This is a genomic window from Campylobacter sp. CFSAN093226 (assembly GCF_012897595.1).
In the GTDB taxonomy this organism is placed as follows: domain Bacteria; phylum Campylobacterota; class Campylobacteria; order Campylobacterales; family Campylobacteraceae; genus Campylobacter_D; species Campylobacter_D jejuni.
On the sequence record NZ_CP040608.1, the window covers coordinates 551,534 to 577,360 of the forward strand.

A 25,827-nucleotide genomic window follows, 5' to 3' on the forward strand; every position below is an offset into this window, starting at 1 on the left:
ATCAATCTCCTAAAATTTTTAATATCTTAGCAAACTTGTATAAAGCAACGATAAATTATTTTTCTTCATTGTAAGAAAAAATAGGTAAAGACCATTGATATTTGATAGCTAAAAGCCTTGCAAAAACTCCTATAAAAAGAGTTAAAAGTGTGCAAACTAGGGCATTAAGCTCAAGCCAAATTATTAGAGAATAATAGATTGCTCCTGCAATTATGGCAATTCCTGCATAAATTTCTTTTTGAAACACCAAGGGGATTCTCATACATAAAATATCTCTTAAAATTCCACCAAAAACACCGGTAATTACAGCGGCAGCAACGGCTATGATAAAGCCATGGTTTTGATCTATAGCTATTTGAGCTCCAAGTATGCTAAAAACAACAAGTCCTATAGCATCAAGAGTTAGAAATAAAGTTTCAAGTTTGGTTACTACGCGCGGAATTTTTGTGGCTACAAGGGCGCAAAAACAGATTAAAATAATATATTCAGGATGTTTAACCCAAGTTAAAGGATAATGTCCTAAAAGCACATCTCGTATGCTTCCGCCTCCAATTGCTGTTACGAGAGCAATAAAAATAACTCCAAAAAGATCCATTTTGTGGCGTCCTGCAGCTAAAGCTCCTGTCATTCCTTCTGCGGAAATACCTATGATATAAAGAGTGGTTATCGTAAGAGCATTTATCTCCATAATTTATACCTTAAAATTTATCACAATTTATTTGATACTGTTTAATATTTTCATCATTTACTTCGTGGTTTGGTGCTTGATAGCATTCTTTAAATTTCGGAGTTTTAATAATTTTCACATAAAAACTTGGTATAGCAATACGGTTTTTAATGTATTGTGGTTCTTTATCGTAAAGTACTAAATTTAAAACTTCGATACTTTGAAATTCTAAAGCTAAATTTCTTTCTCTTTGTTCGATTTCATTCCAAATTTTATTATTTATTTGTGCATTTTGTGGGGTAATATTACTCATTAAAAATACTGAATTTTGAGCAGCTTTACTAAAGCTAAAAGAAGCATTGGGTGCAGTGTGTCCTCGTGTGTAACCACTGTTTTTATAATTACTCCAAGTAGTGCGGTATTTTTTAGGAATATTTGTATCATCTTCAAAGCGAGGGCGTTTTTTGATTTGTCTATCTTTCAAATTTGAAGCTTCTACCTTATAAGCAACAGCTTTTGTGCCTTTGAGTTTATAATCATAGCAATTTAGATAAAAAAACTTATCTAAGATTTGCGAGCAATTTATATTGTTAAAATAAGAAGAAAAATCAGCACTAGGCTTGTAAGGTTCTAAGGCAAAAATATTAAGAGATATAGTGAGTAAAAAGATGAAAATTTTCATTTAAGTTCCTTATCTTTACTTTTGCAAAGATGATTTAAAAAGCATTCTTTACATAAAGGTTTTTTAGCTTTACAGGTGTAACGTCCAAAAAGAACCATGGCTTGATGAAGATAGTTAAGATTATCTTTAAATGTGCGTGTTAAATCTTCTTCTGTAGCTTCTGGAGTTTTTGCTTTGCTAAGTCCTAAGCGGTGAGAAACTCTAAAAACATGAGTATCTACAGCCATGAAATTTGCTCCGCACCATTCTATTAAAACTACATGAGCGGTTTTTTGTCCTACGCCTGCTAAGGATTTTAAATTTTGTTCATCAAGAGGAATTTCTCCGTCAAAATTTTCACAAACTGCTTTTGCCATTTTTATAAGATTTTGTGCTTTATTATTAAAAAATGAACAAGTTTGTATATAGGTTTTAAGACTTGATAAATTTGCATTTGCAAGGGATTTAATATCAGGATAAGCTTTAAAAAGATCAGGAGTGATGAGATTAACTCTTTTATCAGTGCATTGGGCTGAAAGCATTACGCAGACTAAAAGCTCATATAAATTTGAAAATTTAAGCTCTGTTACAGGCTTGTCAAAATGTTTTAAAAAAAGTTCTTTGATTTCTAAATTTCTTTTCATTTTTTAATTTTAGTTAATTAGCTTTAAACCAAGTTTAGATATAATTGATTTTATATACATTTTATTAAAAAGGAAACCTAATGAAAAAATTTTCTTTAGTCGCAGCAACTTTGATTGCAGGTGTAGTTTTAAATGTAAATGCAGCTACAGTAGCTACTGTTAATGGCAAGAGCATTAGCGATACAGAAGTAAGTGAATTTTTTGCCCCTATGCTTAGAGGACAGGATTTTAAAACTTTGCCAGATAATCAAAAAAAAGCTCTTATTCAGCAATATATTATGCAAGATTTAATTTTGCAAGATGCTAAAAAACAAAATTTAGAAAAAGACCCTTTATACACAAAAGAACTTGATCGTGCAAAAGATGCAATACTTGTTAATGTTTATCAAGAGAAAATTTTAAATACTATTAAAATTGATGCGGCTAAAGTTAAAGCTTTTTATGATCAAAATAAAGACAAATATGTAAAACCTGCAAGAGTGCAAGCAAAACATATCTTAGTAGCGACAGAAAAAGAAGCTAAGGATATTATTAACGAACTTAAAGGTTTAAAAGGTAAAGAACTAGATGCTAAATTTAGCGAGCTTGCTAAAGAGAAATCAATTGATCCAGGTTCAAAAAACCAAGGTGGTGAGCTTGGTTGGTTTGATCAATCAACTATGGTAAAGCCTTTTACAGATGCTGCTTTCGCGCTTAAAAATGGTACTATTACTACAACTCCGGTAAAAACGAATTTTGGTTATCATGTAATCTTAAAAGAAAATTCGCAAGCTAAAGGTCAAATCAAATTTGATGAAGTAAAACAAGGTATTGAAAACGGACTTAAATTTGAAGAATTTAAAAAAGTTATCAATCAAAAAGGCCAAGATCTCTTAAATAGTGCTAAAGTGGAATATAAATAATGGGTGTTTTAGACATTGTAAAAGCAGGGGTGATTAGCGGAGATGAGCTTAATAAAATTTATGACTATGCTAAAGCAGAGGGTTTTGCTATCCCTGCTGTTAATGTTGTAGGAACTGATTCTATTAATGCAGTTTTAGAAGCTGCAAAAAAAGTTAATTCTCCAGTTATTATCCAGTTTTCAAATGGTGGGGCAAAATTTTATGCAGGGAAAAATTGTCCTAATGGAGAAGTTTTGGGTGCAATTAGTGGGGCTAAACATGTACATTTACTTGCTAAAGCTTATGGTGTGCCTGTGATTTTACACACTGATCATGCTGCAAGAAAACTTTTGCCTTGGATTGATGGGCTTATTGAGGCAAATGCACAATATAAAAAAACCCATGGACAAGCTTTATTTAGTTCTCATATGCTTGATCTTAGCGAAGAAAGTTTAGAAGAAAATCTTAGCACTTGTGAAGTTTATCTTCAAAAACTTGATGCTTTAGGTGTCGCGCTTGAAATAGAATTAGGTTGTACAGGTGGCGAAGAAGATGGAGTGGATAATACAGGTATTGATAATTCCAAGCTTTATACCCAACCAGAAGATGTAGCTCTTGCATATGAAAGACTTGGAAAAATTAGTGATAAATTTTCAATCGCAGCAAGCTTTGGAAATGTACATGGAGTTTACAAGCCAGGAAATGTTAGCTTGCAACCTGAAATTTTAAAAAATTCGCAAAAATTTGTAAAAGATAAATTTGCTTTAAATAGCGATAAGCCTATAAATTTTGTATTTCATGGCGGTAGCGGTAGTGAGCTAAAAGATATTAAAAATGCAGTAAGCTATGGCGTAATTAAGATGAATATTGACACAGATACTCAATGGGCTTTTTGGGATGGGGTGCGTGAATATGAACTTAAAAATAGGGCTTATTTGCAAGGACAAATTGGAAATCCAGAAGGTGATGACAAGCCAAATAAAAAATACTATGATCCGCGTGTTTGGTTAAGAAGCGGTGAAGAAAGCATGATAAAACGTCTTGAAATCGCTTTTGAAGATTTAAACTGTATAAACAAAAACTAAGCATTTTAAAAGCTTAGTTTTATTTTGTTTTAAAAATTTTTATCAAATTAAGTAGCAATCTTTAAAATAAAATTTTTAATGAGGTATTGGTTTCATGGATATTAAATCAGATGAAATTTCAGAACTTGTTTTGCCTGAAGGCAAAGATGCAAGAGGTTCTTTGGTTTATTTTAAAATTATTTTTATTCCAGCTTTTCTTTATATTTTGATTTTATTGGGTTATTTTAATGTAATTGACTTTAAGGTCGAATTACATACGGTTATTATGACAGGTGTGATTTTTTTTACAGCATTGATTTTTGCTAGACATAGTGCTGAGTATGCGTATAGTATTTTTGAACAACAAAAAGATGAATTTAAACAGGCTTTAAAAAGACATATTATGAGGCATTTTCTTGCCATAGGGAAAGACACGAAATCAAATGCCAATTTTGATGACTTTGCTTATACATATATTAAGGGTGCAAGAAATGAGAATTTTGCTAGTATAGGTTCGGCAATTTTTCCAATGATGGGAATTTTAGGAACTTTTATCAGTATAGCTTTTTCAATGCCAAATTTTAGTTCTAGTGATACAGCCGCTTTAGAACAAGAAATTGCAGATTTGTTAAGTGGAGTGGGAACTGCTTTTTATGTTTCAATTTATGGAATTTTTCTTGCATTATGGTGGATGTTTTTTGAAAAATATGGTAAAAGCAAAATAGATCGTTTGCTAAATCGTCAAAAAAACGCTACAAGTGGATTTTTTTGGACAAAAGAAGAGCTTGATCAAAGATATTTAACTGAAAGTTTGCAACATTTTGAAAAAATTGGAGCAATTTTTAAACAAGTTAGTAATGATGATTTTTTTGCAGAGCTTGATCATGCTATTGATAGAAAGTTTGGTATTTTCCAAGATATGCTAAATGTAGAAGAAAAGGCTATTAGATTAAGTAGTGAACATATCAAACAAACCATGGGTGAGCTTAGTAAAGCACAAAGAGATCAACGCGATCTTGGAAAGCTTTATAGTGAAATGTTAAATGGTATAGGTTTGCTCAATCAAAATTTAAAAGAAATCAATACAAGAATGTCAGAACAATATAATCGCTTGCTTGATATCAGTAGTGATAAAATTCATCATCTTGATAAGACACTAAGTGCATTCGATGAAAAAATAGAGCGTTTTGGTAAAAATTTTGAACTTTATGAAAAAGCAATGTTGGAAAGTCAAGAAAAGGTTTTTGAGGGATTTAAAGCAAGCTTGTTTGAAGGTATGCATAAATTTAAAGAAGTATATGAAGAAGAAAAAAGTATTGATGCTAAAATCAAAATGATGGATGAGCTTAAAAAAGAAATGAAAGCACTTGATGAAGAAACAAGTCAAATGATGAGCAAGCTTTCTGGGGATGAAAATCAGAATAAAGAAAATGAAACCAAACAAATAGAAGATTTTTCAGAGTCTAAGACTGAAGAAAATCAAGATGAAATTCAAGCAGAAATATCTAAGCAAGAAAGCAATGATGAGCTAAAAAATGAAGATAAAGAAAATAAATGAAAAATGAGTCAAAAGAAGATAGCAATTTTTGGATAGCTTATGCTGATTTAATGGCAGGATTGCTGTTTGTTTTTATTTTGCTAATAGGTGCTATTGTTGTAAAATATGTTTTAACTCAAAGTGATTTAAAAGAAATCAAAGATAATCTCAATAAACAAGAGGCACGCTTAGAGGAGAGTAAAGAAGAGCTTAGAAATAAAGAAGCCATAGTGTTTAAACTAAGTTCTGATTTAAACAATGCTTCTAGTGCTTTAAATCTTGCTAATTCTCAAAAAGCAGAATTAGAGGCTAATATTACAAATTACAAGCAGTTAAGTAAAGATTTAAACTCAACTTTAGATAATAAAGATAAGCAAATTTTGATTTTACTAGGTCAACTAGAGAAAAAAGATGAAGAGCTTAAAAATTTACAAGAAGATTTTCAAAAAGCTAAAGAAAAGGTGCAAAATCTTGGTTTGATTCGTGAAAATTTAAGCAAGGAATTACAAAGTAAGCTTGATAATAATATCACTATAGATGAAAAGATAGGATCTATTTCTTTGCCTGCTGAAGTACTTTTTGATAAAGATTCTTATGTGTTAAAAAATGAGGCAAAGGCAAGTTTGAGAAAAATCTTAAGCGAATATTTTGATGCTATTCTTGAAGATCCAAAAATTTTTTCTAACATTGAAAATATCATTATTGAAGGACATACTGATAGTGATGGATCTTATATTTATAATTTAGATTTGTCGCAAAAAAGAGCTTATGAGGTGATGAATTTTATCTATACTTTTTATAAGAGTGATAAGCTTCAAAAGCTTTTAATGGCAAGTGGACGTTCTTTTTCAGATCCTGTGTTTGTCAACGGAGTTGAAGATAAGGATAAGAGTCGTCGCATAGAAATAAAATTTAGCATTAAAAATGATAATGCTTTAAAGGATGTAGAAAAATTCTTTGAATTTCATTAAAACAATTAGTCCTATACAAAAAATCAATTTTAACGGATTTGAATTTTATATTAAAAGAGATGATTTATTAGGGGAAATTAATGGAAATAAAGCTAGGAAACTTGCTTTTTATATCCATCAAAGATATCCTAAAAATCAATCTTTTGTAAGTTATGGAGGAAGCCAAAGTAATGCTTTGGCGGCATTAAGTATTTTTGCTAAACAAAGATCATATAAGCTTGTTTTTGCTTGTGAAAAAATTTCTACTTTTCTTAAGAATAATCCTTGTGGAAACTATGCTTTAGCTTTAGAAAATGGTGTTGATTTTGTAGAAAATATCCATTCTTTATCCTTAAAGCAATTTGCTTTGTCTTTGTGTAAAAAAGATGATGTTTTTATAGAACAAGGTATAGCTAATTTAGAAGCTCAATATGGCTATATGGAACTTGCTCAAGAAATTCAAATGCAAAGTCAAAGTTTAAAGCTTGATTTTGATATTTTTTTACCTTCGGGTACAGGCACTTCGGCAGCTTTTTTGGCAAAGTATTCTAAATTTAAAGTATTTACTTGCGCTTGTGTAGGTGATATTAAATATCTTAAAAAACAAATTTTAACATTAGATCCAAGCTATGATTTTTCAAATTTAGAATTTTTAACAAGTGATAAAAAATATCACTTTGCTAAGCCGTATAAAGAATTTTATGAGCTTTATATGGATTTAAAGTTAAAGTGCAATATAGAATTTGACTTGTTGTATGATATTTTAGGATTAAGTATAGCATTAAAACAAGAGTGGAAAAAACCATTGCTTTATATACATCAAGGTGGAATTTTAGGAAATTCCACTATGTTAGAGAGATATAAATTTAAAAAATCAGTTTAAAATTCCATAGATAAAAATGATTAAAATAATCAAAGGTACTATATATTTTACATAATAAAACCAAATTCCAAACCATGAACTTTTAAGTGTATTGTTATTGCTAAGTTCTTTTAGACTTTCTTGTTTGCCTAAAATCCAACCTACATAAATACAGCAAAAAAATGCAGTTAAAACAAACAAAATATTTCCACTAATGAAATCAAAACTATCAAAAATGTTTTTTCCTTTGATGATAACAATATCACGCCAAGGCCCATAAGTTAGAATACAAGGAAGATTGCCAAGTATGAAGATAAACCCTAGAGTTAGGTTAATAGAAAGATTTTTAGAATATTTAAATTTTTCTTCTAATACGCTAATAATAACTTGATAAATTGGCAAGCTTGTGGTTAAAGCTGCAATCAAGAGTAAGACAAAAAATAAAATACACACAATAGTGCCAAAATGGATATGAGAAAATGCTATAGGTAAAGTTTCAAAAACCAAAGAAGGCCCGCTATCTGGAGCAAGTCCCGCTGAGAAAAGTGCTGGAAAAATCATAAAACCAGCCAAAACAGCTATGATAGTATTTAAAACCCCTGTATAAATAGCGGTTTTTGCCATATTTTCATTTTTATTAAGATGAGATGAAAGTGTTATCATTACCCCAAAACCTAGGGATAAAGCAAAAAAGACTTGTCCTAAAACATCGATTAAAAGTTTTGGTGATAAAATTTTACTAAAATCAGGTTCAAGATAAAATTTAACTCCAGCCATAGCTCCATCAAGGGTTAAATTGCGTCCTACAACAATAATAAGACAGATAAATAATAAAGGCATTAAAAATTTTACGGATTTTTCTATACCATCTATAATGCCTCTTTTTAAAATAATATAATTAATAATTACAAAAACAGTGGTAAAAATACCAACTCCTAAAGGATTGAAGGCTATTTTGTCGTTAAAAAACTGATGAGTAAATTCTTTGCTTACTACATTGGCAAGACTAAAATTCCCTAGGGTTAATTCCCAAATATAAACTAAAACCCATCCTCCAAGTACCATGTAGTAAGCCATTATGCCAAAGCTTCCTAAAAGTCCCATATATCCAATACTTTGCCATTTTTGTTTGAAAGCATCTACGCTATTTGTCATCGCTTTTCTGCCTATGACATTTTCAACTAAAATAACAGGAATGCCTATGATAATCATGGCTATACAAAAAACTAATACATAAGCACCGCCACCATTTTCTCCTACAAGATAGGGAAAACGCCAAGTTGCTCCAAATCCTATGGTTGCTCCAGCAACTGTTAGAATATAAGTTAGTGTGCTACTCCATGTTTGTCTTTGCATGATTATCCTTTCGAAAAAGAATTATTTTACCTAAAAATAACTTTAAAAACTTATAAGCTATCCATATAGCTTATATCGTAAGTATTTTTTAAGCGTTTGTGTATCGTTTCGTGCCAATTTTGAGATATGAGAGAGTTTAATTTTTCTAATTTATCTAATAAATTCGGATTTTGCTTAAGAATTTGATGCGGGGAGTAAAAAAGTTGATTGAGTTCAAATACACTAAGTGAAGTAGAATTTTTTTCTAAAATTTTAATGTTTTCATGCTTTCGTATTTGTCCAACTTGTAAAACTTTATAATACCATCCACTCAAGCCCGTTTTAAAAATTTCATGTGTAAAATTTGGATTATTGTGAATTTTAGAAATTTTTACACAAGGTTTTCTAGGTTCGCTTACTTGCAGTATTGCATTTGAAAATTGATGTATATCACCTATGCAAACATTTTGTTCACAAAGCCCATCGATGCTCAAATTTTCACCCATTGAGCCAAAATTTAGCTTTTTATTAAGAAATCTTTCCCATATAGGATAGTTTTGACAAGAGTTGGTAAAAATAGCCTTATGGTAGCCTCCATGATGAATTTTATCAGCTATTTGATCATCTAAAACACCTAGAAAATCAATTTGTGTTTCTTCTAGGTAAGTATCTTTAATAAATGCGCTTTGGAAATTTTTATAGTTTTTAATTTTCCCTATTTGCAAACTTTGAATTTTCATGGTTCTATTTTTTTTAATAAATCATCAGCACTGATAAAACCCGTGATTTTTAATTTTTCTTTTCCATTTTCAAAGAAAATTAAAACAGGTGGGCCAAAAACATTAAATTCTTTCATGGTTTTAATTTGTTCATTATTATTTTCGCTTACATCAACTTTGATAAGTTTGTAATTTTGCATTTTTTGTATGATTCTTTCATCGCTAAAGGTTAATTCATCTAAAAGTTTGCAATTTTCACACCAAGATGCAGTAAAATCAAGCATTATAGGCTTTGTATTTGTTTGTATTTCTTGCTTTAATTGTTCAAAATTGTTGATATAATCATAGCTTAAAGCATGTTTTGAGGCAGATATAGTATTGAAATTTAAAGGATTTAAGAAATTTTTAGCCCCAAAAAGTCCTCCTAGGAAAATACTTAGAGAATAAGCTAAAATAAGAATTAAAATACTTTTTTTAATTTTAGAAATTATTGTAAAACTTTTTTCAAAAATTCCCATAAAAACACTAAAAAATACACCTAAAATTCCATAGGCAATTAAAATGTAATTTTCTTCAATAATTCTAGAAAGTATCCAAATAGCCATAGCCAACATAACAAAACCAAAGAAAATTTTTACTTTTTCCATCCAAAAACCAGGTTTAATAAAACCTAATCCTAAGCCTATGAAAAGCAAAGGTATACCCATGCCAAAACTCATGATAAAAAGTGCACTACCACCTAATAAAGCATTGCCTGTATTGGCTATATAAATTAAAGCACCTGCTAAAGGAGCTGCTACGCAAGGACCTACTATTAAAGCAGATAAAAATCCCATGATGGCTATACCTACAACTCCCTTCCCTTTTTCGCTTTTTTTATGTATAAAGGTTTGAAATCTTAATGGCAATTCAAAACGAAAAGCTCCAAACATAGCAAAAGCAAAAGCTATGAAAATTAGAGCAAAAAGAATTAAAATAATAGGTTTTTGTAAAATTCCTTGAATACTTGCTCCTAGAAAACTTGCTATAACTCCAGCAATAGCATAGGCTAAAGACATGAAAAAAACATAGATAAAAGAGAGAAAAAAACTATATTTTTTTGAAAATTTAGCATTACTTTTTGCTACGATAAGAGAAGATAAAATCGGAATCATAGGTAAAATACAAGGTGTTAAGGAGAGTAAAAGTCCATAGCCAAAAAAACTTAGCAAAATCCAAAAAAAGTTATCTGTTGCTAAAAAATTTGCTATAGAGCTTTCTTCAGATTCAATTTTAGTTTTTTTATCTGTTTTTTGAGCTTTGTAAGGTTTTGAAATTTCAAAAGCATCTTTTTTAGAAATGAGATCAAAGTACCAAGTTTGAGGATTATAACACAAGCCTTGTTCAGAACAGCCTTGAAATTCGAGTTTGATTAAATTTGTGGTATTTTTTGCAAAGCGCTCTAGTAATAAATTTGGCAAAGCTAAATTTAATTTTTGATAATAAACATTTTCATTACCTCTTGTAGAACTTTGAGGTAGATTAATCAAAGAACTTATATCTTTTTCGTTTATATATAATTTAAGTTTATTAGAATAAAGATAAATATCTTTTCCAAGTTCAATATCAATTGAGATAGAGTTATTATAAGAGTTTGATTTTACATTAAAAGCTTCATTTAAAGATAATATAGAAGCAAAACATAAACAAAAACTTAATAAAATAATACCAAAAATACGCATAAATTTCCTAAAAACTTATTTTTTCCTTTATTTTTAACTTCAATTATAATTTATTATGGTAAATTTACTTTAAATACTTTATAAAGGTTTGAAAATACAAGAAAATAATTCTCCAAAAGCGCAAGCGGTTGTTAAAAAGAATGAAATTTATGTTTCTGTTAAAAGAAAGAAAAGTACAATAGAATATGAAAAAGATTTAAAGAATTTGCAAATTGAGCTTTTGAAATTTCAAAATCATGTTAAAGCCAAGGGTTTAAAGGTTCTTATACTTATAGAAGGGCGTGATGCGGCTGGAAAAGGTGGGGCGATTAAACGTTTGATTGAGCATTTAAATCCGCGTGGTTGCCGCGTTGTGGCTCTTGAAAAACCTAGTGATGTGGAAAAAACACAGTGGTATTTTCAGCGTTATATAGCACATTTGCCCTCAGCCGGTGAGATTGTGATTTTTGACAGATCTTGGTATAATCGTGCAGGAGTAGAACCGGTTATGGGTTTTTGTACACCGCAACAACATAAAGATTTTTTAAGAGAAGTGCCTTTGTTTGAAAATATGATTTCAAATAGTGATATTATTTTTTTTAAATTTTATTTTTCAGTATCAAAAGACGAGCAAAAAAACGTTTTGAAAAACGCCGAAGCGATCCACTTAAACAATATAAATTATCTCCTGTGGATCAAAAATCGCAAGAATTATGGGATAAATATACTTTAGCTAAATACTCTATGCTTTTAGCATCTAATACTCCAACTTGTCCTTGGACTATTATTTCTTCTGATGATAAGAAAAAAGCAAGATTAAATTTATTGCGTTTTATACTTTCTAAGGTAGAATATCCAAATAAAAAAACTGGAGATTTTTCCAAAATTGATGCAAAATTAGTGCGTAGTGGAGAAGAAGAAATACGAAAAATGGAGGCGAATTTGGAAAAACTTGACAGTAAAAAAGCAGATGAGAAAATAAAAGATTTAGATTAAGGAAAAGAATGCAAAAGCTGGTTGAAAATTTAGCACTAAAGTACTATGATAAAGTAGTTGATTTAAGACATCAAATTCATATGCATCCTGAGCTTGAATTTGAAGAAGAAAATACAGCCCATTTAGTGTGTAAAATTTTAGATGAGTTTGGCATTAAATATCAAAAAAATATTGCAAAAACAGGAATTTTAGCTATTATAGAAGGAAAAAAGAAGAGTCAGAAAAAACCAAAATGTGTTCTTTTAAGAGCGGATATGGATGCTTTGCCTGTGCAAGAAAAAACTAATTTAAGCTATGCTTCAAAAATTGATGGTAAGATGCATGCATGTGGACATGATGGACATACAGCAGGGCTTTTGGGAGCTGCTTTGATATTAAATGAGCTTAAAGATGAATTTTGTGGCACGATTAAATTTATGTTTCAGCCCGCAGAAGAGGGAAGCGGTGGAGCTAAACCTATGATAGAATCAGGTGTATTGGAAAATCCTTATGTTGATGCAGTTTTTGGTTGTCATTTATGGGGGCCTTTGCTTGAAAATACTGCTCAAATTGTAAGTGGTGAAATGATGGCTGGAACGGATATTTTTGATTTGGAATTTATTGGCAGAGGAGGGCATGGAGCTCATCCGCACACTTGTATAGATCCTATAATTATGACAACGCAATTTGTAAATAATATACAAAGTGTTATTTCTAGACGTTTAGCCCCTTATGAAGCAGGGGTGATTACCGTAGGTCAAATTTGTGCAGGAACTACTTATAATGTTATTCCTACAAATGCTTATTTAAAAGGAACTGTGCGCTTTTTAAATGATAAAACGCAAGATATTTTAAAAAGTTCTTTAGAAGAAGTGGCTGCTGCTACAGCAAAATCCAATGGCGGAGATTATAAGCTTAAATATACTAAAGAATTTCCTCCATTGATTAATGATGAAAAAGCTGTTTTAATAGCAAGAAAAGCTTTTGCAAAGGTCTTAGGAGAAGAAAATATCATTGTTTCTTCTAAACCTGACATGGGGGCTGAAGATTTTGCTTTTTTAACACGAGAAAGAATGGGGGCTTATGTATTTGTTGGAATTTCAAAGGATTTAAATCATCCAGCTTTGCATCATAGTTCTACTTTTTGTTGGGATGATGAAAATTTAAAAGTTTTAATGCAGGGTGATGTGATGATGGCTTTAGAATTTTTAAATTTATAAAATAGAATTAAAAATTCACAAAAAATTCACAAAAAATGAGTAAAATTTAATCTTGATTTTTCTTTAGGATTTGTTATTATGAAAAAGAAGATTGTTTTAATCATTTTAATTGCAATACTTGGAAGTGTTGGGGCTTATTTTATTTTTTTTAATAATGATGAAAAAATCAGCTATTTAACTCAAAAAATACAAAAAAAAGATATATCTCAAACCATAGAGGCAGTAGGAAAGGTATATGCCAAAGATCAAGTCGATGTGGGTGCTCAAGTTAGTGGACAAATTATAAAACTTTATGTTGATGTGGGAACTCATGTAAAGCAAGGTGATTTGATCGCTCAAATTGATAAAGATAAACAACAAAACGATTTAGATATTACAAAAGCTCAGCTTGAAAGTGCTAAGGCTAATTTAGAGAGTAAAAAAGTTGCCCTTGAGATTGCGAATAAGCAATATCAAAGAGAGCAAAAACTTTATGCAGCTAAAGCAAGTTCTCTTGAAAATTTAGAAACTCAAAAAAATAATTATTATACTTTAAAAGCCAATGTTGCAGAGCTTAATGCTCAAGTAGTTCAGCTTGAAATCACTCTTAAAAATGCACAAAAAGATTTAGGTTATACAACCATTACTGCTCCTATGGATGGTGTTGTGATTAATGTAGCTGTAGATGAAGGACAAACAGTTAATGCTAATCAAAACACTCCTACTATAGTCCGTATAGCTAATTTAGACGAAATGGAAGTAAGAATGGAAATAGCAGAGGCTGATGTGAGTAAGATAAAAGTAGGAACAGAGCTTGATTTTTCTTTGCTTAATGATCCTCAAAAAACTTATCATGCTAAGATTGCAAGTATAGATCCAGCTGATACTGAAGTGAGTGATTCTAGTACAAGCTCAAGCTCATCAAGTTCGAGTTCTTCAAGCTCAAGCTCATCAAATGCTATTTATTATTACGCAAAATTTTATGTAGCCAATAAAGATGATTTTTTGCGTATTGGTATGAGTATACAAAATGAAATTGTCGTAGCAAGTGCAAAGGCTGTTTTAGCAGTGCCAACTTATGCAATTAAAAGCGATCCAAAAGGCTATTATGTTGAAATTTTGGAAAATCAAAAAGCTGTTAAAAAATATGTCAAACTTGGCATTAAAGATTCTATCAATACTCAAATTTTAGAAGGTGTAAATGAAGATGAAGAATTGATAGTAAGCTCAAGTGCTGATGGTTTAGCTCCTAAAATGAAGTTGAGATTTTAATGATTTTTCTTAAAAATATTTGCAAAAATATAGGCGAAAATGCCATTTTAAAAAATGTAAGTTTAAGTATAGAAAAAGGTGAATTTGTTGCTATTATAGGACAAAGTGGAAGTGGTAAAACTTCACTTTTGAATATCATAGGAACATTAGATACACCAAGTAGTGGAACTTATGTTTTTGATGAGTATGAAGTCACTAAACTTAATAATGATGAAAAAGCAAGATTAAGGCGTGAAAAAATAGGCTTTATATTTCAAAGATACAATCTTTTAAGCTTGCTGAGTGCTAAAGAAAATGTTTCTTTACCTGCAGTTTATGCGGGAAAAAATTTACAAGAAAGAAGTCAAAATGCTAAAAAACTCTTAAATGATTTAGAATTAGCTCACAAGTTAGATTCTAAGCCAAACGAATTAAGCGGAGGGCAGCAACAACGCGTTTCTATAGCAAGAGCTTTAATCAATGGCGGAGAGCTTATTTTGGCTGATGAGCCAACGGGAGCTTTGGATAGTAAAAGCGGTATTATGGTGCTTGAAATTTTACAAAAACTTAACGAGCAAGGTCATACTATAGTCTTAGTAACTCACGATCCAAAAATTGCAGCACAAGCTAAAAGGGTTATAGAGATTAAAGATGGAGAAATTTTAAGCGATACTAAAAAGGAAAAAGCTCAAGAAAAACTTATTTTAAAAACAATGCCCAAAGAGAAAAAAACACTTACTTTGCTTAAAAATCAAGCCTTTGAATGTTTTAAGATAGCTTATTCTTCCATACTTGCACACAAACTTCGTTCTATTTTAACTATGCTTGGAATCATCATAGGTATTGCTTCTGTAGTTTGTGTTGTAGCTTTAGGATTAGGCTCTCAAGCTAAAGTGCTTGAGTCTATTGCAAGACTTGGGACAAATACTATTGAAATTCGCCCTGGAAAAGGATTTGGGGATTTGCGTTCGGGTAAAACAAGGCTTAATTTTAGTGATTTAGAAACATTAAGATCTTTAGAATATTTAGAAGCAGTTGATGCTCATTCAAATACTTCAGGAGTGGCAACTTATACCAATATTTCTTTAAGCGCAAGAGCTGAAGGAGTAGGGGTAAATAATTTTGCTATAGAAGGTTTAAGGATAGATGCGGGAAGAATTTTAAATAATGATGATGTAAAAAATAGTACCAATGTTGCTGTATTGGATTTTAATGCTAAAAAAAATCTTTTTCCTGATGAAAAAAGTGAAAATATTTTAGGTCGTGTGGTGCTTTTTAATTCTCAACCTTTTAAGATTATAGGAGTTTTGCAAAAAGATACAGACAAGCCTATAGAAGATAATGTAGTACGTTTTTATATACCCTATACAACACTGATGAATAAGCTTACAGGAGATAGAAATTTGCGTGAAATCATAGTTAAGGTTAAAGATGATGTGAGTTCAACTTTGGCTGAAAATGCTATTATAAGAATTTTAGAAATTAAACGCGGACAAAAGGATTTTTTTACTTTTAATTCTGACACTTTTAAGCAAGCTATTACAGCAAATAAACGCACTACAACCATACTTACCGCTTGTGTGGCTGTGATTGCTTTGATTGTTGGGGGTATAGGAGTGATGAATATCATGCTTGTTTCTGTAAGTGAAAGAACAAGAGAAATAGGCATACGCATGGCTATAGGGGCTAGAAGAGAAGATATTATGATGCAGTTTTTAATCGAAGCGGTTATGATTTGTACTATAGGGGCGATTTTAGGTGTGATTTTATCGATTTTTGTTATTTTTGCTTTTAATACTTTAAGTACGGATTTTCCTATGATTTTAAATGCCTATTCTGTGCTTTTGGGACTTTTAAGTTCTATGTTTATCGGTGTGGTTTTTGGTTTTTTCCCTGCAAGAAATGCAGCAAATTTAAATCCTATTAGTGCATTATCAAAGGAATAAAATGAAAATAATACTTAGCATTTTTTTAGCATTTTTCTTGAGCGCTTGTGGTGTAAAACTTAGCTTGCCTAAAGAAGTTGATTTAACTCAAGAACAAATGAAAGATTTAAATCTTACTTATGATTGGTATAGATCTTATGATAATGCAAAATTAAATGAATTTCTAAATTTTGTTTTATTGAATAATAGTGATATTAATATTGCTAGAAAAACTTTGCTTTCGGCTTTGGCTAGAGCTGATTTGATTGATTATGATTTATATCCGACTTTAAGTGGAAATTTGGGTTTTGGTGCGGATAAAGATTTAAATTCAGGCAAACAAAGTAAAAATTTCAATAATTCTTTAAATTTAAGCTATGAGCTTGATATTTATGGTAAATTAAGAGATAGTGCAAGTGCGAGTGAATTTAGTGCAAAAGCAAGTGCTTATGATCTTGAAAATTTAAAAATAAGTATGATCAATACAGCTTTAAATGATGTGTTTGAGCTGGCTTATTTTAACGATGTAGATAAATTGCTTCGAGCTTATCTTTCAAATTTAGAACAAATGAAAGAGCTTTATAACTATAAATACAAGCTTGGAAAAATAGAAGAATTAGATCTTTTAAACATAGAACAAAGCTTATTAAGAGCTAAACAAAATTTATTAAGCAATGATCAAAATCGTAATTTACTCATAAAAAATTTACAAGATTTATTGGCAAGGCAAGAAGGTTTTGCTTATATAGAGTATTTTAAAACTTTATCTTTAAATGATTTTAAAACCTTAAGTCCTGATTTTAATATACCTTTAAAAGCTTTAGCGTACCGTGCAGATGTGAGATCTAAACTCAATAGCTTAAAATCAGCCTTTAAGGATTATTCTTCTATGCAAAAATCTATTTTGCCTAGTATTTCTTTAGGTGGAGCATTAAGTGGGAGTGATAAAAAAATTGATGATAGTTTTAAATTTGAAATTTTAAGTGGTAATGTTAAGATTTCTTTACCTTTCTTAGATTATGGTAGGGTAAAGCAAAATATCAAAATTTCACAATTTGCTTATGAGCAACTTTTAATTTCTTATGAGCAAGTCTTGCAAAGCGCGATGAATGAATTTGCATTGAATTATAAAGATTATCAAAGCGATACCTTGCTCTTGCAAAATTTGCAAAATATTAACATTAAACAAGAGCTTATCACTAAGGCGTATTATGAAAAATATATTTTAGGAAAAAGCGAATTAAAAGATTATTTGGATGCAAACAATACTTTAAATTCTACCCAGCAAGAATTTTTAAGAGCTAGATTTAATCTTTTAAAAACCATTAATTCTTACTATCAAATCACAGCTTTAAGTTTTAATGATAAAAACTTAGAATTTCCTAAGTATTAAATTTAATAATCGATGATATTTTTTAAATCCTCGAGTAACTTTTTAGCCATTAGCTCATAGCCTTTTATAGTAAGATGTACATCATTGAGCGAAAGCTTTTGTTCTATCCATTTGTTTTTTCCCCCACTATCTTGCATAAACTGATGCATATCAAAGATAAGAGTTTTTTCTTCTTTAGCAACTTCATATAATGCTTTGCGTATGGTAAAAAAATCAGGAGCAAGCTTGTAGTTTTTACCTTGTTTTTGAACTACGGTTGGTGGAGAGATTAGCATGATAACAGCGTTTTTATTGTAAGTTTTTAAAATACTAATCCATTTTTTTAAATTGTTTTTAAATTTTTGTTTTTCAAACCCTTTAAAGAGTGCATCATTAGAACCATAGGCAAGAATAATTAAATCATTGTGTAAAAGTCCTAGTTCTTTTTTTACAACTGTTTGATTCCAAGAGAGCCATAAATCACTTTTGGCACCATTGATTGCAATGGTATCTAAGAAAACATTATTATCTTTATTTGTGATGAAATATCCTCCTAGCTCAGCATCTTTTTGTAAGGCTGAAATTTGCAAAGGAAGATCAAGTTCTAGTTCTTTATAAGACCATTTGTTAATTTGTGTAGTTCTTAACTCATAGCTTTGGTTTTTTGCATCTTTGATGCTAAAAGCATTGGTATTTTGTTTGGCTTTAAATAAAAATCCTATCTTGAATTTTTTTTTATCTAAGGTTGTATCAAGGTTGATTTTTGCGCCTTTGATTTTTGCTTTGGCTATTATCCCACCTAATGGAAAATTATGTCCAGCATTAGCAGGATTTCTTGAGTTTAAAATTTCAAAGTTTTTATAAGAATAAACAAGATTAAGATTTTGTTGATATTTGGGCTGTAAAGGATAGGCAAAACCTATAGAGTTAGAGCGGATTAAATATCCTCTTATGACACGCGGAAAGAAATCAGCCGCCATATGAGAATCTCCATAAATTCTAATTCCTATGTTTTGATTTTTTTCTAATTTTTTTTCTAGATTTTTAAGATCTTTTTTTAATACATAACTTGTTAAAGCAGAGTGATTTTTGTTTTGATTGAGTATGGAATCTATTGTGTCATTTGTATTTAAATTTTGTGCATAAGAGCTAGTAAAAATAATAAAAAACAATAAGATAATTTTAAATTTATTTACTAGCATTTTCTTCCTTAAGTTTTATGTGTTCTAATAAAAGTTTAGACATTTCTCTTGCGCCACTTGGAGTAAAATGAACCCCATCATCTGTTCTTACTTTTATACTTCTATTGTTTTCATCTTTTATATAAGCTGAGTATTCATCATTGACACTAAAAAATAGCTTAGTGTTGATAAAAATTTCTTTATTTTTAAGAATTTCATCGCTGTAAATTTTATTGAGCACTTGTATTTTTTTGTTCAAATCTTCTTTTTTTACAGGAGGGATTTCAAACCAAAAAACTTTGGCTTTATGTTTTTTAGCGATTTTAATGATTTCATCTACACGACTTGTGTAAATATCTATCCAAGAAAGGGAGCCAAAACGATGGTAATTTCCTCCTTTTTTAATATCCCAAGGATCATTAGCGCCAAGAAGAACAACAAGATATTTAATATTTGAGTTTTTAATAAAAGCTTCATTAGTGGCTTTTGACCAGTCAAAATAGGATTTATAAGAAAGGCCTGTATTTTGTTTACTAAGATCGGTTACCTTAAGATTTAAATTTCTTAAATCTCTATTTAAGGCTATTGCAACACCTTGCATTAAAGAATCTCCGATAAATAAAAACTCATCTCCATTTTGTAGCTCTAATTTGGTATTGTCGATAAAACTAATATTTGCATCTTGGATTAAGGTTAGATTTGTTTCTTTATGAGAAGTGTTTTCATCATTTTCTAAAGTGTTTAGAACTTTATCTATTTTACTTAAGTTTTCATCTGTTGATTTACTTTCTTGATTTGTAGTTTCTTCATTGGTTTGAGGCAAGGGTTCGTTGCTTAAAATTGCACGAATTTGTTCTAATTTAATTTTGAAGCCATTGGCTTCTTTTAAAAGATCATTATGAGGATAGAATGCAAAATGATATTTTTGTTCTATATAAGAGCTAATGCTCTGATTCATAACTACAACAACCAAGCCAAGCACTATAATCAAAATGAAGAAAAATCTAACTACACTCATCTAAAAACTCGAATAAATAAAATCAGGAATTCCATCTGGCATAAAAGCAAAAACCAAAAGTAAAATAAAAGCTATAATAAAAGGTTTTAGCAAAAATGGAGTAAGATTTAAAATCTTAATGCAATATTCTTTAAAATTAATAAATAAAGGATAGATCATAAAAAGAACCCCAAAAGCAACCAACATATAGATATCGTTATAAGATGGAATTTGGAAGAAATTATAATAACAAGCTTTAAAATATTCTATTGCATCTTCTAGATTTTTGCTATAGTAAAAGAAAATCCAAGTAAAACATACAAATTGAAAGGTTAAAAATCTTCCTAAAGCTGGAATTTTTTGTAAACTAAATTTGCTTAAAGCTAGCAAATGTATAAAAACTATGCCAATACCATGCAATAAACCCCAAACAATAAAAGCAAGTGTATTGCCATGCCACATACCTGAAAGTATAAAAGCGATGAGTATGTTAACTATAGTGCGTGGCATTCCTTTTCTATTGCCCCCTAAAGGTATATAGATATAATCTCTTATAAAGGTTGAAAGACTGATATGCCATCTAGCCCAAAAATCTTTTAGGTTTTTTGCAAGATAAGGCATGTTAAAGTTAGACGGAAGGGTAAAACCTAACATTAAAGCAAAAGCACAAACTAAATCAACATATCCGCTAAAATCGCAGTATATTTGAATTGCATAGGCGTAAATTGCGCTTAAAAGTTGTATGAAATTATAAGATTGTGGAAAGTCTAAAATACTTTTAGCATAAATTCCAAGGTAATTGGCTATTAAAACTTTTTTAACTATACCAAAAACAAGCAAGATGATGATTAAATTTGCATGTTTAAATTCGCGTTTTTGATAGGCCTGTTCAAAGAAAAAAGAACTTCGCATAATAGGCCCTGAAAGTAGTGTTGGAAAAAATGATAAGAAGGTTGCTAAATTTAAAAAACTTTCTAAACGGCGTTTTTGATAAACTTCTACAAGATAAGTAATAGAAGTAAAGGTATAAAAACTAATTCCTATTGGTAATACTAAATCAATATTTAAAAATTCTAAACCGAAAAAATTTAATATCTCATCAACACTTCCTTTGATGCTAGGAAAGTATTTAAAAAAACATAAATTTAAAATAATAAAAGCCATGCAAGTAGCGAAAATATAACGCTTGCGACGCACAAAAATTAGCAAGGCAAAATAGTGTATAAAAAAGGTATATATAAATAAAACTAAGGCGAAATAAGGATTGATTAAAATATAAATAATATAAGAGAAAATTAAAATTAAAATATTTTGTATTTTGTAATCATTTTTAAAAGTCCAATAAATAGCAAAAAAAGCTATCATTAAAATACTAAATTCTAGAGAAAAATAAGTCATACCTTCAATCCAAAGCGAGATTTGCCCATAGTAGGGCAAAGATTATTTTTTTCTGCTTAATGCAATATTTTTGATGTATTGATCAGCTAAATAAAGTCCATTTCCGTGTTCTCCAATTAACTTAATCTTGTCAACTATACCGCGGAAAAGTGCTTCTTCTTCGTGTTGTTCGCTTACATACCACTGTAAGAAATTAAAAGTAGAATAGTCTTTATGTGTTAGCATGTGTTCAACTAAAGTATTGATTGATTTTGTGATAAATTGCTCATGTTCATAGGTTTTTTCAAAAACATCAAGTAAAGATTTGAAATTTTGTTCAGGCTGTTTTACTTCTTGAAGCTCTACATGAGAATCTGTTTCATTAAGATAAGTGATAAGCTTTTTAGCATGATCGCTTTCTTCGCTTGCATGTGCAAACAAGAAGGCTCCAGCTCCATCAAGACTGTTTTCATAGCACCAAGAACTCATACTAAGATATAAGTTTGCCGCATACATTTCTTTGTTTATTTGTTCATTGAGTAATTTTACAACTTCTTTAGAAAGCATTCTTATCTCCTTATTAAAATTTAAAATGTTTTATAATGATATATTATTTTTTTAAAAAACAAGCTAAATTTTTTGATAGTTAAAAATTATATTTAAGAAAAATACAAAATAAAAAATGTTTCCAAAATGTTTCCAAGTTTTTTTAAACTTCCATTGCTTTTTTAAAGTTAAGGAGAAAAAATGAAAAAAATTCTATCTTTAAGTGTGGCAAGTCTTGCACTTTGTGGTGCTTTAAATGCAGCAGATTTAAAAATCGCAGGTTCATCGACTGTGTATCCTTTTACTTCTTTTGTAGCTGAAGAATATGCTTCGATTAAAAATACAAAAACCCCTATAGTAGAGAGCTTGGGAACAGGGGGTGGATTTAAGGTATTTTGTGAAGGAACTACTGATATTTCTAATGCTTCAAGACCTATGAAATTAAGCGAATTTGAAACTTGCAAAAAAGCAGGGGTAACTGATATAGTAGGGATTATGATAGGTTATGATGGTATAGTTTTAGCTCAAAATAAAACCAATGCTCCATTAAATATCACAAAAAAAGAACTTTTCTTAGCATTAGCAAAAGAAATTCCACAAAATGGAAAACTTATGCCAAATCCTTATACAAACTGGAATCAAATCAATAAAAATTTACCAAATCGTAAAATTAGTGTTTATGGTCCACCATCAAGTTCAGGAACAAGAGATACTATAGAAGAGCTTGTAATGAGTGATGTGTCTAAAAAAATTCCTGAGTATAAAGGCGAGTATAAAACCATACGCCAAGATGGTGCTTATATCCCAAGTGGTGAAAATGATAATCTAATCGTTTCCAAACTTACTATTGATAAAGATGCTTTTGGAATTTTTGGTTATAGCTTTTTAGTGAGCAATTCAGACAAAATCAATGCTGCTAATATCGATGGTGTTACGCCAAGCGAAGAAAGCATCGCAGATGAAAAATACGAACTTGCAAGAAGTTTGTTTATTTATATCAATGCTAAGAAAAATCCAAAAGAAGCCTTTGAATTTGCAAAAATTTATATGAGTGATGATTTGGCAAAAAGTGGTGGAGAGCTTGAAAAAATAGGACTTATTCCTTTGAGTGATGATAAATTAAAAGCTTCTCAAAAACACGTAGAAGATAGAAAAATTTTAAATGATGAGCTTGTAAAAGCTGGAAAAGTTTTTTAAGGAAAAACTTTGTTAAAAGAAAAAATAATCAAATTTGCACTTTTTTTATGTGCTTTTGTAAGCGTGATAGTAAGTTTTGCTATCATGCTTACAATTTTAATTGAAGCTTTAAAATTCTTTCAAAAAGAAAGCGTTGTTACCTTTTTATTCTCAAGTCAGTGGGCAGCTGATGCAGCTTTTATGAATGCAGATGGCACGAGTAAACAAGGTGTTTTTGGGGCGCTATCGCTTTTTTGGGGAACTTTTTATATTTCATTGATTGCTATGCTAACGGCTTTACCTTTAGGGGTTATGTGTGCTATATATTTAGGTGTTTTTGCTGGCAAAAAATCTAAAAATTACTTAAAACCTATTTTAGAAATCATTGCAGGGATTCCTACTGTTGTTTTTGGATTTTTTGCGGCTATAGTTGTAGCGCCTTTTATAGTGTGGTTTTTTTCTTTATTTGGCATACAAGCAAGCTTTCAAAGTGCTTTAGGCGCAGGTTTTATTATGGGGATCATGATAGTACCTATAGTGGCTTCTTTATCTCAAGATTGCATTGAAGCAGTAAGCGAGAAAAGGATTAATGGCGCTTATGCTTTAGGTATGACAAAAAAAGAAGTGGTTTTTGCCGTGATTTTACCTGAGGCTATTCCTGGTATAGTTGCAGCTTGTCTTTTAGGACTTTCAAGAGCCTTAGGCGAAACTATGATAGTGGTGATGGCAGCTTCTTTGCGTCCAAATTTAACTTTAAATTTTTTAGAAGATATGACAACGGTAACGGTAAAAATCGTAGAAGCTTTAAGTGGAGATCAAGCTTTTGATAGTTCTTTGGCTTTAAGTGCTTTTTCTTTAGGTTTGGTGCTTTTTGTCATCACTTTAATCATCAATATGTTTAGCGTTTATCTTATCAATCGCTTTCACAAAAGGAAAAATTTATGAAAAAACTTTTTAAAAAAAGACAAAAAGCTTCAAAGTCTTTTAAAAGACTTTGTAAAATGGGGCTTTATATTAATTTAATTTTTCTTTGTATCTTTTTAGGAAGTGTGGCTTATCTTGGATTTCCTGCTTTTAAGCAAACCTATATTTTTGTAGAGGCTAATAGAAATTCTCCTTCTTATGATCTTTTATCTCGCGCAGAACAAAGAAAAATAAGAACAGGACAAATCGCTGAAAAATCTTGGCTTTTGGCAAATTCAGAAGTAGATCAATATATGAAGCAAAAATATAATCGCCTTAGTGAAAAACAAAGAACTTTAGTCGATGATCTTATGCAAAAAGGCGAGATAGAGCTTAAATTTAATAGCAATTTCTTTTTAAATGGGGACTCAAAATCTCCTGAAAATTCAGGAATTTTATCTTCAGTTGTAGGGACTTTGCTTGTTATGCTTGTTTGTATGGTTGTGAGTGTTCCTATAGGCGTTGCAGCGGCAATTTACTTAGAAGAATTTGCGCCACAAAATATCCTTACACATTTTATAGAAGTGTGTATTAACAACCTTGCAAGTATTCCAAGTATCTTGTTTGGACTTTTAGGACTTGGAGTGTTTATCAATCTTTTTGGAATGCCTCGCTCAAGTGCTTTAGTGGGTGGGCTTACTTTGGCGATCATGAGTTTACCTATTATCATTGTTTCAACTAAGGCAGCTTTAAAAAGTGTGGACATTAACATGAAAAATGCCGCTTATGCCTTAGGTATGACTAAGGTTCAAATGGTAAAAGGCATTATGCTACCTTTAGCTATGCCTATGATTTTAACAGGTTCTATTTTGACTTTAGCAGGGGCTATAGGCGAGACTGCACCTTTGATGATTATCGGTATGATAGCCTTTATCCCTGATGTAGCTAGTTCGATTTTTGATTCAACTAGCGTTTTGCCTGCTCAAATTTACTCATGGTCGGCTATGCCAGAGCGTGCATTTTTAGAAAGAACCGCAGCGGGTATTATTGTGCTTTTAGGACTTTTAGTCGTATTAAATCTTAGTGCAATATTATTAAGAAAATATTTTCAAGGAAAATTAAAGTGATAGCAAAAACAACAAATTTAAATTTATTTTATGGAAAAAAACAAGCTTTATTTGATATCAATATGCAAATAGAACAAAACAAAATTACTGCACTCATCGGTGCTTCAGGATGTGGTAAATCCACTTTTTTGCGCTGTTTTAATAGAATGAATGATAAAATTGCAAAAATCGATGGTTTAGTGGAAATTGAAGGAAAAGATGTTAAAAATCAAGATGTAGTAGCCTTGCGTAAAAATGTAGGCATGGTTTTTCAACAACCTAATGTTTTTGTAAAAAGCATTTATGAAAACATCTCTTATGCACCAAAACTTCATGGTATGATTAAAAACAAAGATGAAGAAGAAGCTTTGGTGGTGGATTGCTTGCAAAAAGTGGGGCTTTTTGAAGAGGTTAAAGATAAATTAAAGCAAAATGCCCTAGCTCTTTCAGGCGGACAACAACAACGTCTTTGTATCGCAAGAGCTTTAGCGATCAAACCTAAACTTTTGCTTTTAGATGAGCCAACTTCTGCACTTGATCCTATAAGTTCAGGCGTGATTGAAGAGCTTTTGAAAGAATTAAGCCATAATCTTTCTATGATCATGGTTACGCATAATATGCAACAAGGCAAACGCGTAGCTGATTATACAGCATTTTTTCACCTAGGTGAGCTTATAGAATTTGGAGAAAGCAAGGAATTTTTTGAAAATCCAAAACAAGAAAAAACCAAGGCTTACTTAAGCGGTGCTTTTGGGTGAGATTTATTTTTTGGAAATTTGATGATATAATTAATTAAAAA

The 25,827-nt window shown here is 30.4% G+C and carries 23 protein-coding genes and 1 pseudogene; 14 read left to right on the plus strand and 10 right to left on the minus strand.

The window, feature by feature from the left end:
• Window positions 1–55: 55 nt before the first annotated feature.
• Genes FBF02_RS02955 through nth form a run of 3 tightly spaced genes read right to left on the minus strand, consistent with a single transcriptional unit; the run spans window position 56 to window position 1,972 of the window.
• Window positions 56–688, minus strand: a complete 633-nt coding sequence (locus FBF02_RS02955) for a trimeric intracellular cation channel family protein (RefSeq protein WP_002852232.1) — start codon at window positions 686–688, stop codon at window positions 56–58.
• 10 nt (window positions 689–698) lie between these two features.
• Window positions 699–1,349: a DNA/RNA non-specific endonuclease gene (locus FBF02_RS02960; RefSeq protein ID WP_002852117.1), complete on the minus strand. Its 651-nt coding sequence runs from the start codon at window positions 1,347–1,349 to the stop codon at window positions 699–701.
• Window positions 1,346–1,972, minus strand: coding sequence for an endonuclease III (gene nth, locus FBF02_RS02965; protein WP_002852225.1), 627 nt, complete (start codon window positions 1,970–1,972; stop codon window positions 1,346–1,348). Before nth ends, FBF02_RS02960 begins: the two co-directional genes overlap by 4 nt.
• 80 nt (window positions 1,973–2,052) lie before the next feature.
• Between nth and peb4 the strand changes: the two genes are divergently transcribed.
• The 5 genes from peb4 to FBF02_RS02990 all read left to right on the plus strand — a co-directional run bounded on the left by peb4 (window position 2,053) and on the right by FBF02_RS02990 (window position 7,287).
• Complete coding sequence (gene peb4, locus FBF02_RS02970) at window positions 2,053–2,874, plus strand: peptidylprolyl isomerase PEB4 (protein ID WP_002852119.1); 822 nt, start codon at window positions 2,053–2,055, stop codon at window positions 2,872–2,874.
• Window positions 2,874–3,938, plus strand: coding sequence for a class II fructose-bisphosphate aldolase (fbaA, locus tag FBF02_RS02975; protein ID WP_002852272.1), 1,065 nt, complete (start codon window positions 2,874–2,876; stop codon window positions 3,936–3,938). The genes peb4 and fbaA overlap by 1 nt, the downstream gene beginning before the upstream one ends.
• Before the next feature lie 94 nt (window positions 3,939–4,032).
• The gene (locus FBF02_RS02980; RefSeq protein ID WP_002852205.1) at window positions 4,033–5,475 is read left to right on the plus strand and encodes a MotA/TolQ/ExbB proton channel family protein; all 1,443 of its coding nucleotides are present in this window, start codon (window positions 4,033–4,035) and stop codon (window positions 5,473–5,475) included.
• Complete coding sequence (locus FBF02_RS02985) at window positions 5,472–6,425, plus strand: OmpA family protein (RefSeq protein WP_002858561.1); 954 nt, start codon at window positions 5,472–5,474, stop codon at window positions 6,423–6,425. The genes FBF02_RS02980 and FBF02_RS02985 overlap by 4 nt, the downstream gene beginning before the upstream one ends.
• On the plus strand, window positions 6,412–7,287 hold the full coding sequence (locus FBF02_RS02990) for a 1-aminocyclopropane-1-carboxylate deaminase/D-cysteine desulfhydrase (RefSeq protein ID WP_002852217.1): 876 nt from the start codon (window positions 6,412–6,414) through the stop codon (window positions 7,285–7,287). The genes FBF02_RS02985 and FBF02_RS02990 overlap by 14 nt, the downstream gene beginning before the upstream one ends.
• Here the strand turns inward: FBF02_RS02990 and FBF02_RS02995 are convergent.
• The 3 genes from FBF02_RS02995 to FBF02_RS03005 are packed head-to-tail and all read right to left on the minus strand — an operon-like array spanning window position 7,279 to window position 11,041.
• Window positions 7,279–8,622 (minus strand): sodium-dependent transporter, encoded by a 1,344-nt coding sequence (locus FBF02_RS02995; protein WP_002852070.1) that lies wholly within the window; start codon window positions 8,620–8,622, stop codon window positions 7,279–7,281. The genes FBF02_RS02990 and FBF02_RS02995 overlap by 9 nt on opposite strands.
• Before the next feature lie 50 nt (window positions 8,623–8,672).
• Complete coding sequence (locus FBF02_RS03000) at window positions 8,673–9,341, minus strand: MOSC domain-containing protein (protein WP_002858510.1); 669 nt, start codon at window positions 9,339–9,341, stop codon at window positions 8,673–8,675.
• The gene (locus tag FBF02_RS03005; RefSeq protein ID WP_002852245.1) at window positions 9,338–11,041 is read right to left on the minus strand and encodes a protein-disulfide reductase DsbD; all 1,704 of its coding nucleotides are present in this window, start codon (window positions 11,039–11,041) and stop codon (window positions 9,338–9,340) included. Before FBF02_RS03005 ends, FBF02_RS03000 begins: the two co-directional genes overlap by 4 nt.
• Before the next feature lie 94 nt (window positions 11,042–11,135).
• Between FBF02_RS03005 and ppk2 the strand changes: the two are divergent.
• The 5 genes and pseudogenes from ppk2 (at window position 11,136) to FBF02_RS03030 (ending at window position 17,763) form a co-directional block, all read left to right on the plus strand.
• Window positions 11,136–12,016 (plus strand): annotated as a pseudogene (ppk2, locus tag FBF02_RS03010) (polyphosphate kinase 2).
• Between the two features lie 8 nt (window positions 12,017–12,024).
• Window positions 12,025–13,215, plus strand: coding sequence for a M20 family metallopeptidase (locus tag FBF02_RS03015; protein ID WP_002852326.1), 1,191 nt, complete (start codon window positions 12,025–12,027; stop codon window positions 13,213–13,215).
• Between the two features lie 78 nt (window positions 13,216–13,293).
• On the plus strand, window positions 13,294–14,466 hold the full coding sequence (locus FBF02_RS03020) for an efflux RND transporter periplasmic adaptor subunit (protein WP_002852311.1): 1,173 nt from the start codon (window positions 13,294–13,296) through the stop codon (window positions 14,464–14,466).
• Complete coding sequence (locus FBF02_RS03025) at window positions 14,466–16,391, plus strand: ABC transporter permease (protein WP_002858539.1); 1,926 nt, start codon at window positions 14,466–14,468, stop codon at window positions 16,389–16,391. Before FBF02_RS03020 ends, FBF02_RS03025 begins: the two co-directional genes overlap by 1 nt.
• A gap of 1 nt (window position 16,392) precedes the next feature.
• Window positions 16,393–17,763: a TolC family protein gene (locus tag FBF02_RS03030; RefSeq protein ID WP_002858594.1), complete on the plus strand. Its 1,371-nt coding sequence runs from the start codon at window positions 16,393–16,395 to the stop codon at window positions 17,761–17,763.
• Between the two features lie 2 nt (window positions 17,764–17,765).
• Here the strand turns inward: FBF02_RS03030 and FBF02_RS03035 are convergent, their stop codons facing one another.
• The 4 genes from FBF02_RS03035 to ctf are packed head-to-tail and all read right to left on the minus strand — an operon-like array spanning window position 17,766 to window position 21,864.
• Window positions 17,766–18,944 carry an SGNH/GDSL hydrolase family protein gene (locus tag FBF02_RS03035; RefSeq protein WP_002858547.1) on the minus strand — a complete coding sequence of 393 codons (1,179 nt, stop codon included), beginning with the start codon at window positions 18,942–18,944 and terminating at the stop codon, window positions 17,766–17,768.
• Entirely contained in the window at window positions 18,931–19,941 is a 1,011-nt protein-coding gene (locus FBF02_RS03040; protein WP_002858637.1) for a DUF459 domain-containing protein, read from the minus strand. The genes FBF02_RS03035 and FBF02_RS03040 overlap by 14 nt, the downstream gene beginning before the upstream one ends.
• The gene (locus FBF02_RS03045; protein ID WP_002858515.1) at window positions 19,942–21,318 is read right to left on the minus strand and encodes an MBOAT family protein; all 1,377 of its coding nucleotides are present in this window, start codon (window positions 21,316–21,318) and stop codon (window positions 19,942–19,944) included.
• A 42-nt stretch (window positions 21,319–21,360) separates the two neighbouring features.
• Window positions 21,361–21,864 carry a non-heme ferritin gene (ctf, locus tag FBF02_RS03050; protein WP_002852256.1) on the minus strand — a complete coding sequence of 168 codons (504 nt, stop codon included), beginning with the start codon at window positions 21,862–21,864 and terminating at the stop codon, window positions 21,361–21,363.
• Window positions 21,865–22,044: 180 nt separating this feature from the next.
• On the opposite strand from ctf, the gene FBF02_RS03055 reads away from it, so the two are divergent.
• Genes FBF02_RS03055 through pstB form a run of 4 tightly spaced genes read left to right on the plus strand, consistent with a single transcriptional unit; the run spans window position 22,045 to window position 25,786 of the window.
• Complete coding sequence (locus FBF02_RS03055) at window positions 22,045–23,040, plus strand: substrate-binding domain-containing protein (RefSeq protein ID WP_002858592.1); 996 nt, start codon at window positions 22,045–22,047, stop codon at window positions 23,038–23,040.
• Between the two features lie 9 nt (window positions 23,041–23,049).
• A complete protein-coding gene (pstC, locus tag FBF02_RS03060; protein WP_002776292.1) occupies window positions 23,050–23,964 on the plus strand; it encodes a phosphate ABC transporter permease subunit PstC in 915 nt (304 codons plus the stop codon).
• Window positions 23,961–25,049 carry a phosphate ABC transporter permease PstA gene (pstA, locus tag FBF02_RS03065; RefSeq protein WP_002858533.1) on the plus strand — a complete coding sequence of 363 codons (1,089 nt, stop codon included), beginning with the start codon at window positions 23,961–23,963 and terminating at the stop codon, window positions 25,047–25,049. The genes pstC and pstA overlap by 4 nt, the downstream gene beginning before the upstream one ends.
• A complete protein-coding gene (gene pstB / locus FBF02_RS03070) occupies window positions 25,046–25,786 on the plus strand; it encodes a phosphate ABC transporter ATP-binding protein PstB (protein WP_002776307.1) in 741 nt (246 codons plus the stop codon). Before pstA ends, pstB begins: the two co-directional genes overlap by 4 nt.
• Window positions 25,787–25,827: the final 41 nt, after the last annotated feature.

Coding starts and splice junctions, on each gene's coding strand:
- ctf (WP_002852256.1), bottom strand. CDS start 21,864: ATGCTTTCTAAAGAAGTTGTAAAATTACTCAATGAACAAATAAACAAA.
- FBF02_RS03015 (WP_002852326.1), top strand. CDS start 12,025: ATGCAAAAGCTGGTTGAAAATTTAGCACTAAAGTACTATGATAAAGTA.
- FBF02_RS03045 (WP_002858515.1), bottom strand. CDS start 21,318: ATGACTTATTTTTCTCTAGAATTTAGTATTTTAATGATAGCTTTTTTT.
- FBF02_RS03020 (WP_002852311.1), top strand. CDS start 13,294: ATGAAAAAGAAGATTGTTTTAATCATTTTAATTGCAATACTTGGAAGT.
- FBF02_RS03035 (WP_002858547.1), bottom strand. CDS start 18,944: ATGCTAGTAAATAAATTTAAAATTATCTTATTGTTTTTTATTATTTTT.
- FBF02_RS02995 (WP_002852070.1), bottom strand. CDS start 8,622: ATGCAAAGACAAACATGGAGTAGCACACTAACTTATATTCTAACAGTT.
- FBF02_RS03030 (WP_002858594.1), top strand. CDS start 16,393: ATGAAAATAATACTTAGCATTTTTTTAGCATTTTTCTTGAGCGCTTGT.
- FBF02_RS02985 (WP_002858561.1), top strand. CDS start 5,472: ATGAAAAATGAGTCAAAAGAAGATAGCAATTTTTGGATAGCTTATGCT.
- FBF02_RS03055 (WP_002858592.1), top strand. CDS start 22,045: ATGAAAAAAATTCTATCTTTAAGTGTGGCAAGTCTTGCACTTTGTGGT.
- FBF02_RS02955 (WP_002852232.1), bottom strand. CDS start 688: ATGGAGATAAATGCTCTTACGATAACCACTCTTTATATCATAGGTATT.
- nth (WP_002852225.1), bottom strand. CDS start 1,972: ATGAAAAGAAATTTAGAAATCAAAGAACTTTTTTTAAAACATTTTGAC.
- FBF02_RS03040 (WP_002858637.1), bottom strand. CDS start 19,941: ATGAGTGTAGTTAGATTTTTCTTCATTTTGATTATAGTGCTTGGCTTG.
- FBF02_RS03025 (WP_002858539.1), top strand. CDS start 14,466: ATGATTTTTCTTAAAAATATTTGCAAAAATATAGGCGAAAATGCCATT.
- peb4 (WP_002852119.1), top strand. CDS start 2,053: ATGAAAAAATTTTCTTTAGTCGCAGCAACTTTGATTGCAGGTGTAGTT.
- FBF02_RS02960 (WP_002852117.1), bottom strand. CDS start 1,349: ATGAAAATTTTCATCTTTTTACTCACTATATCTCTTAATATTTTTGCC.
- FBF02_RS03000 (WP_002858510.1), bottom strand. CDS start 9,341: ATGAAAATTCAAAGTTTGCAAATAGGGAAAATTAAAAACTATAAAAAT.
- pstA (WP_002858533.1), top strand. CDS start 23,961: ATGAAAAAACTTTTTAAAAAAAGACAAAAAGCTTCAAAGTCTTTTAAA.
- FBF02_RS02980 (WP_002852205.1), top strand. CDS start 4,033: ATGGATATTAAATCAGATGAAATTTCAGAACTTGTTTTGCCTGAAGGC.
- FBF02_RS03005 (WP_002852245.1), bottom strand. CDS start 11,041: ATGCGTATTTTTGGTATTATTTTATTAAGTTTTTGTTTATGTTTTGCT.
- fbaA (WP_002852272.1), top strand. CDS start 2,874: ATGGGTGTTTTAGACATTGTAAAAGCAGGGGTGATTAGCGGAGATGAG.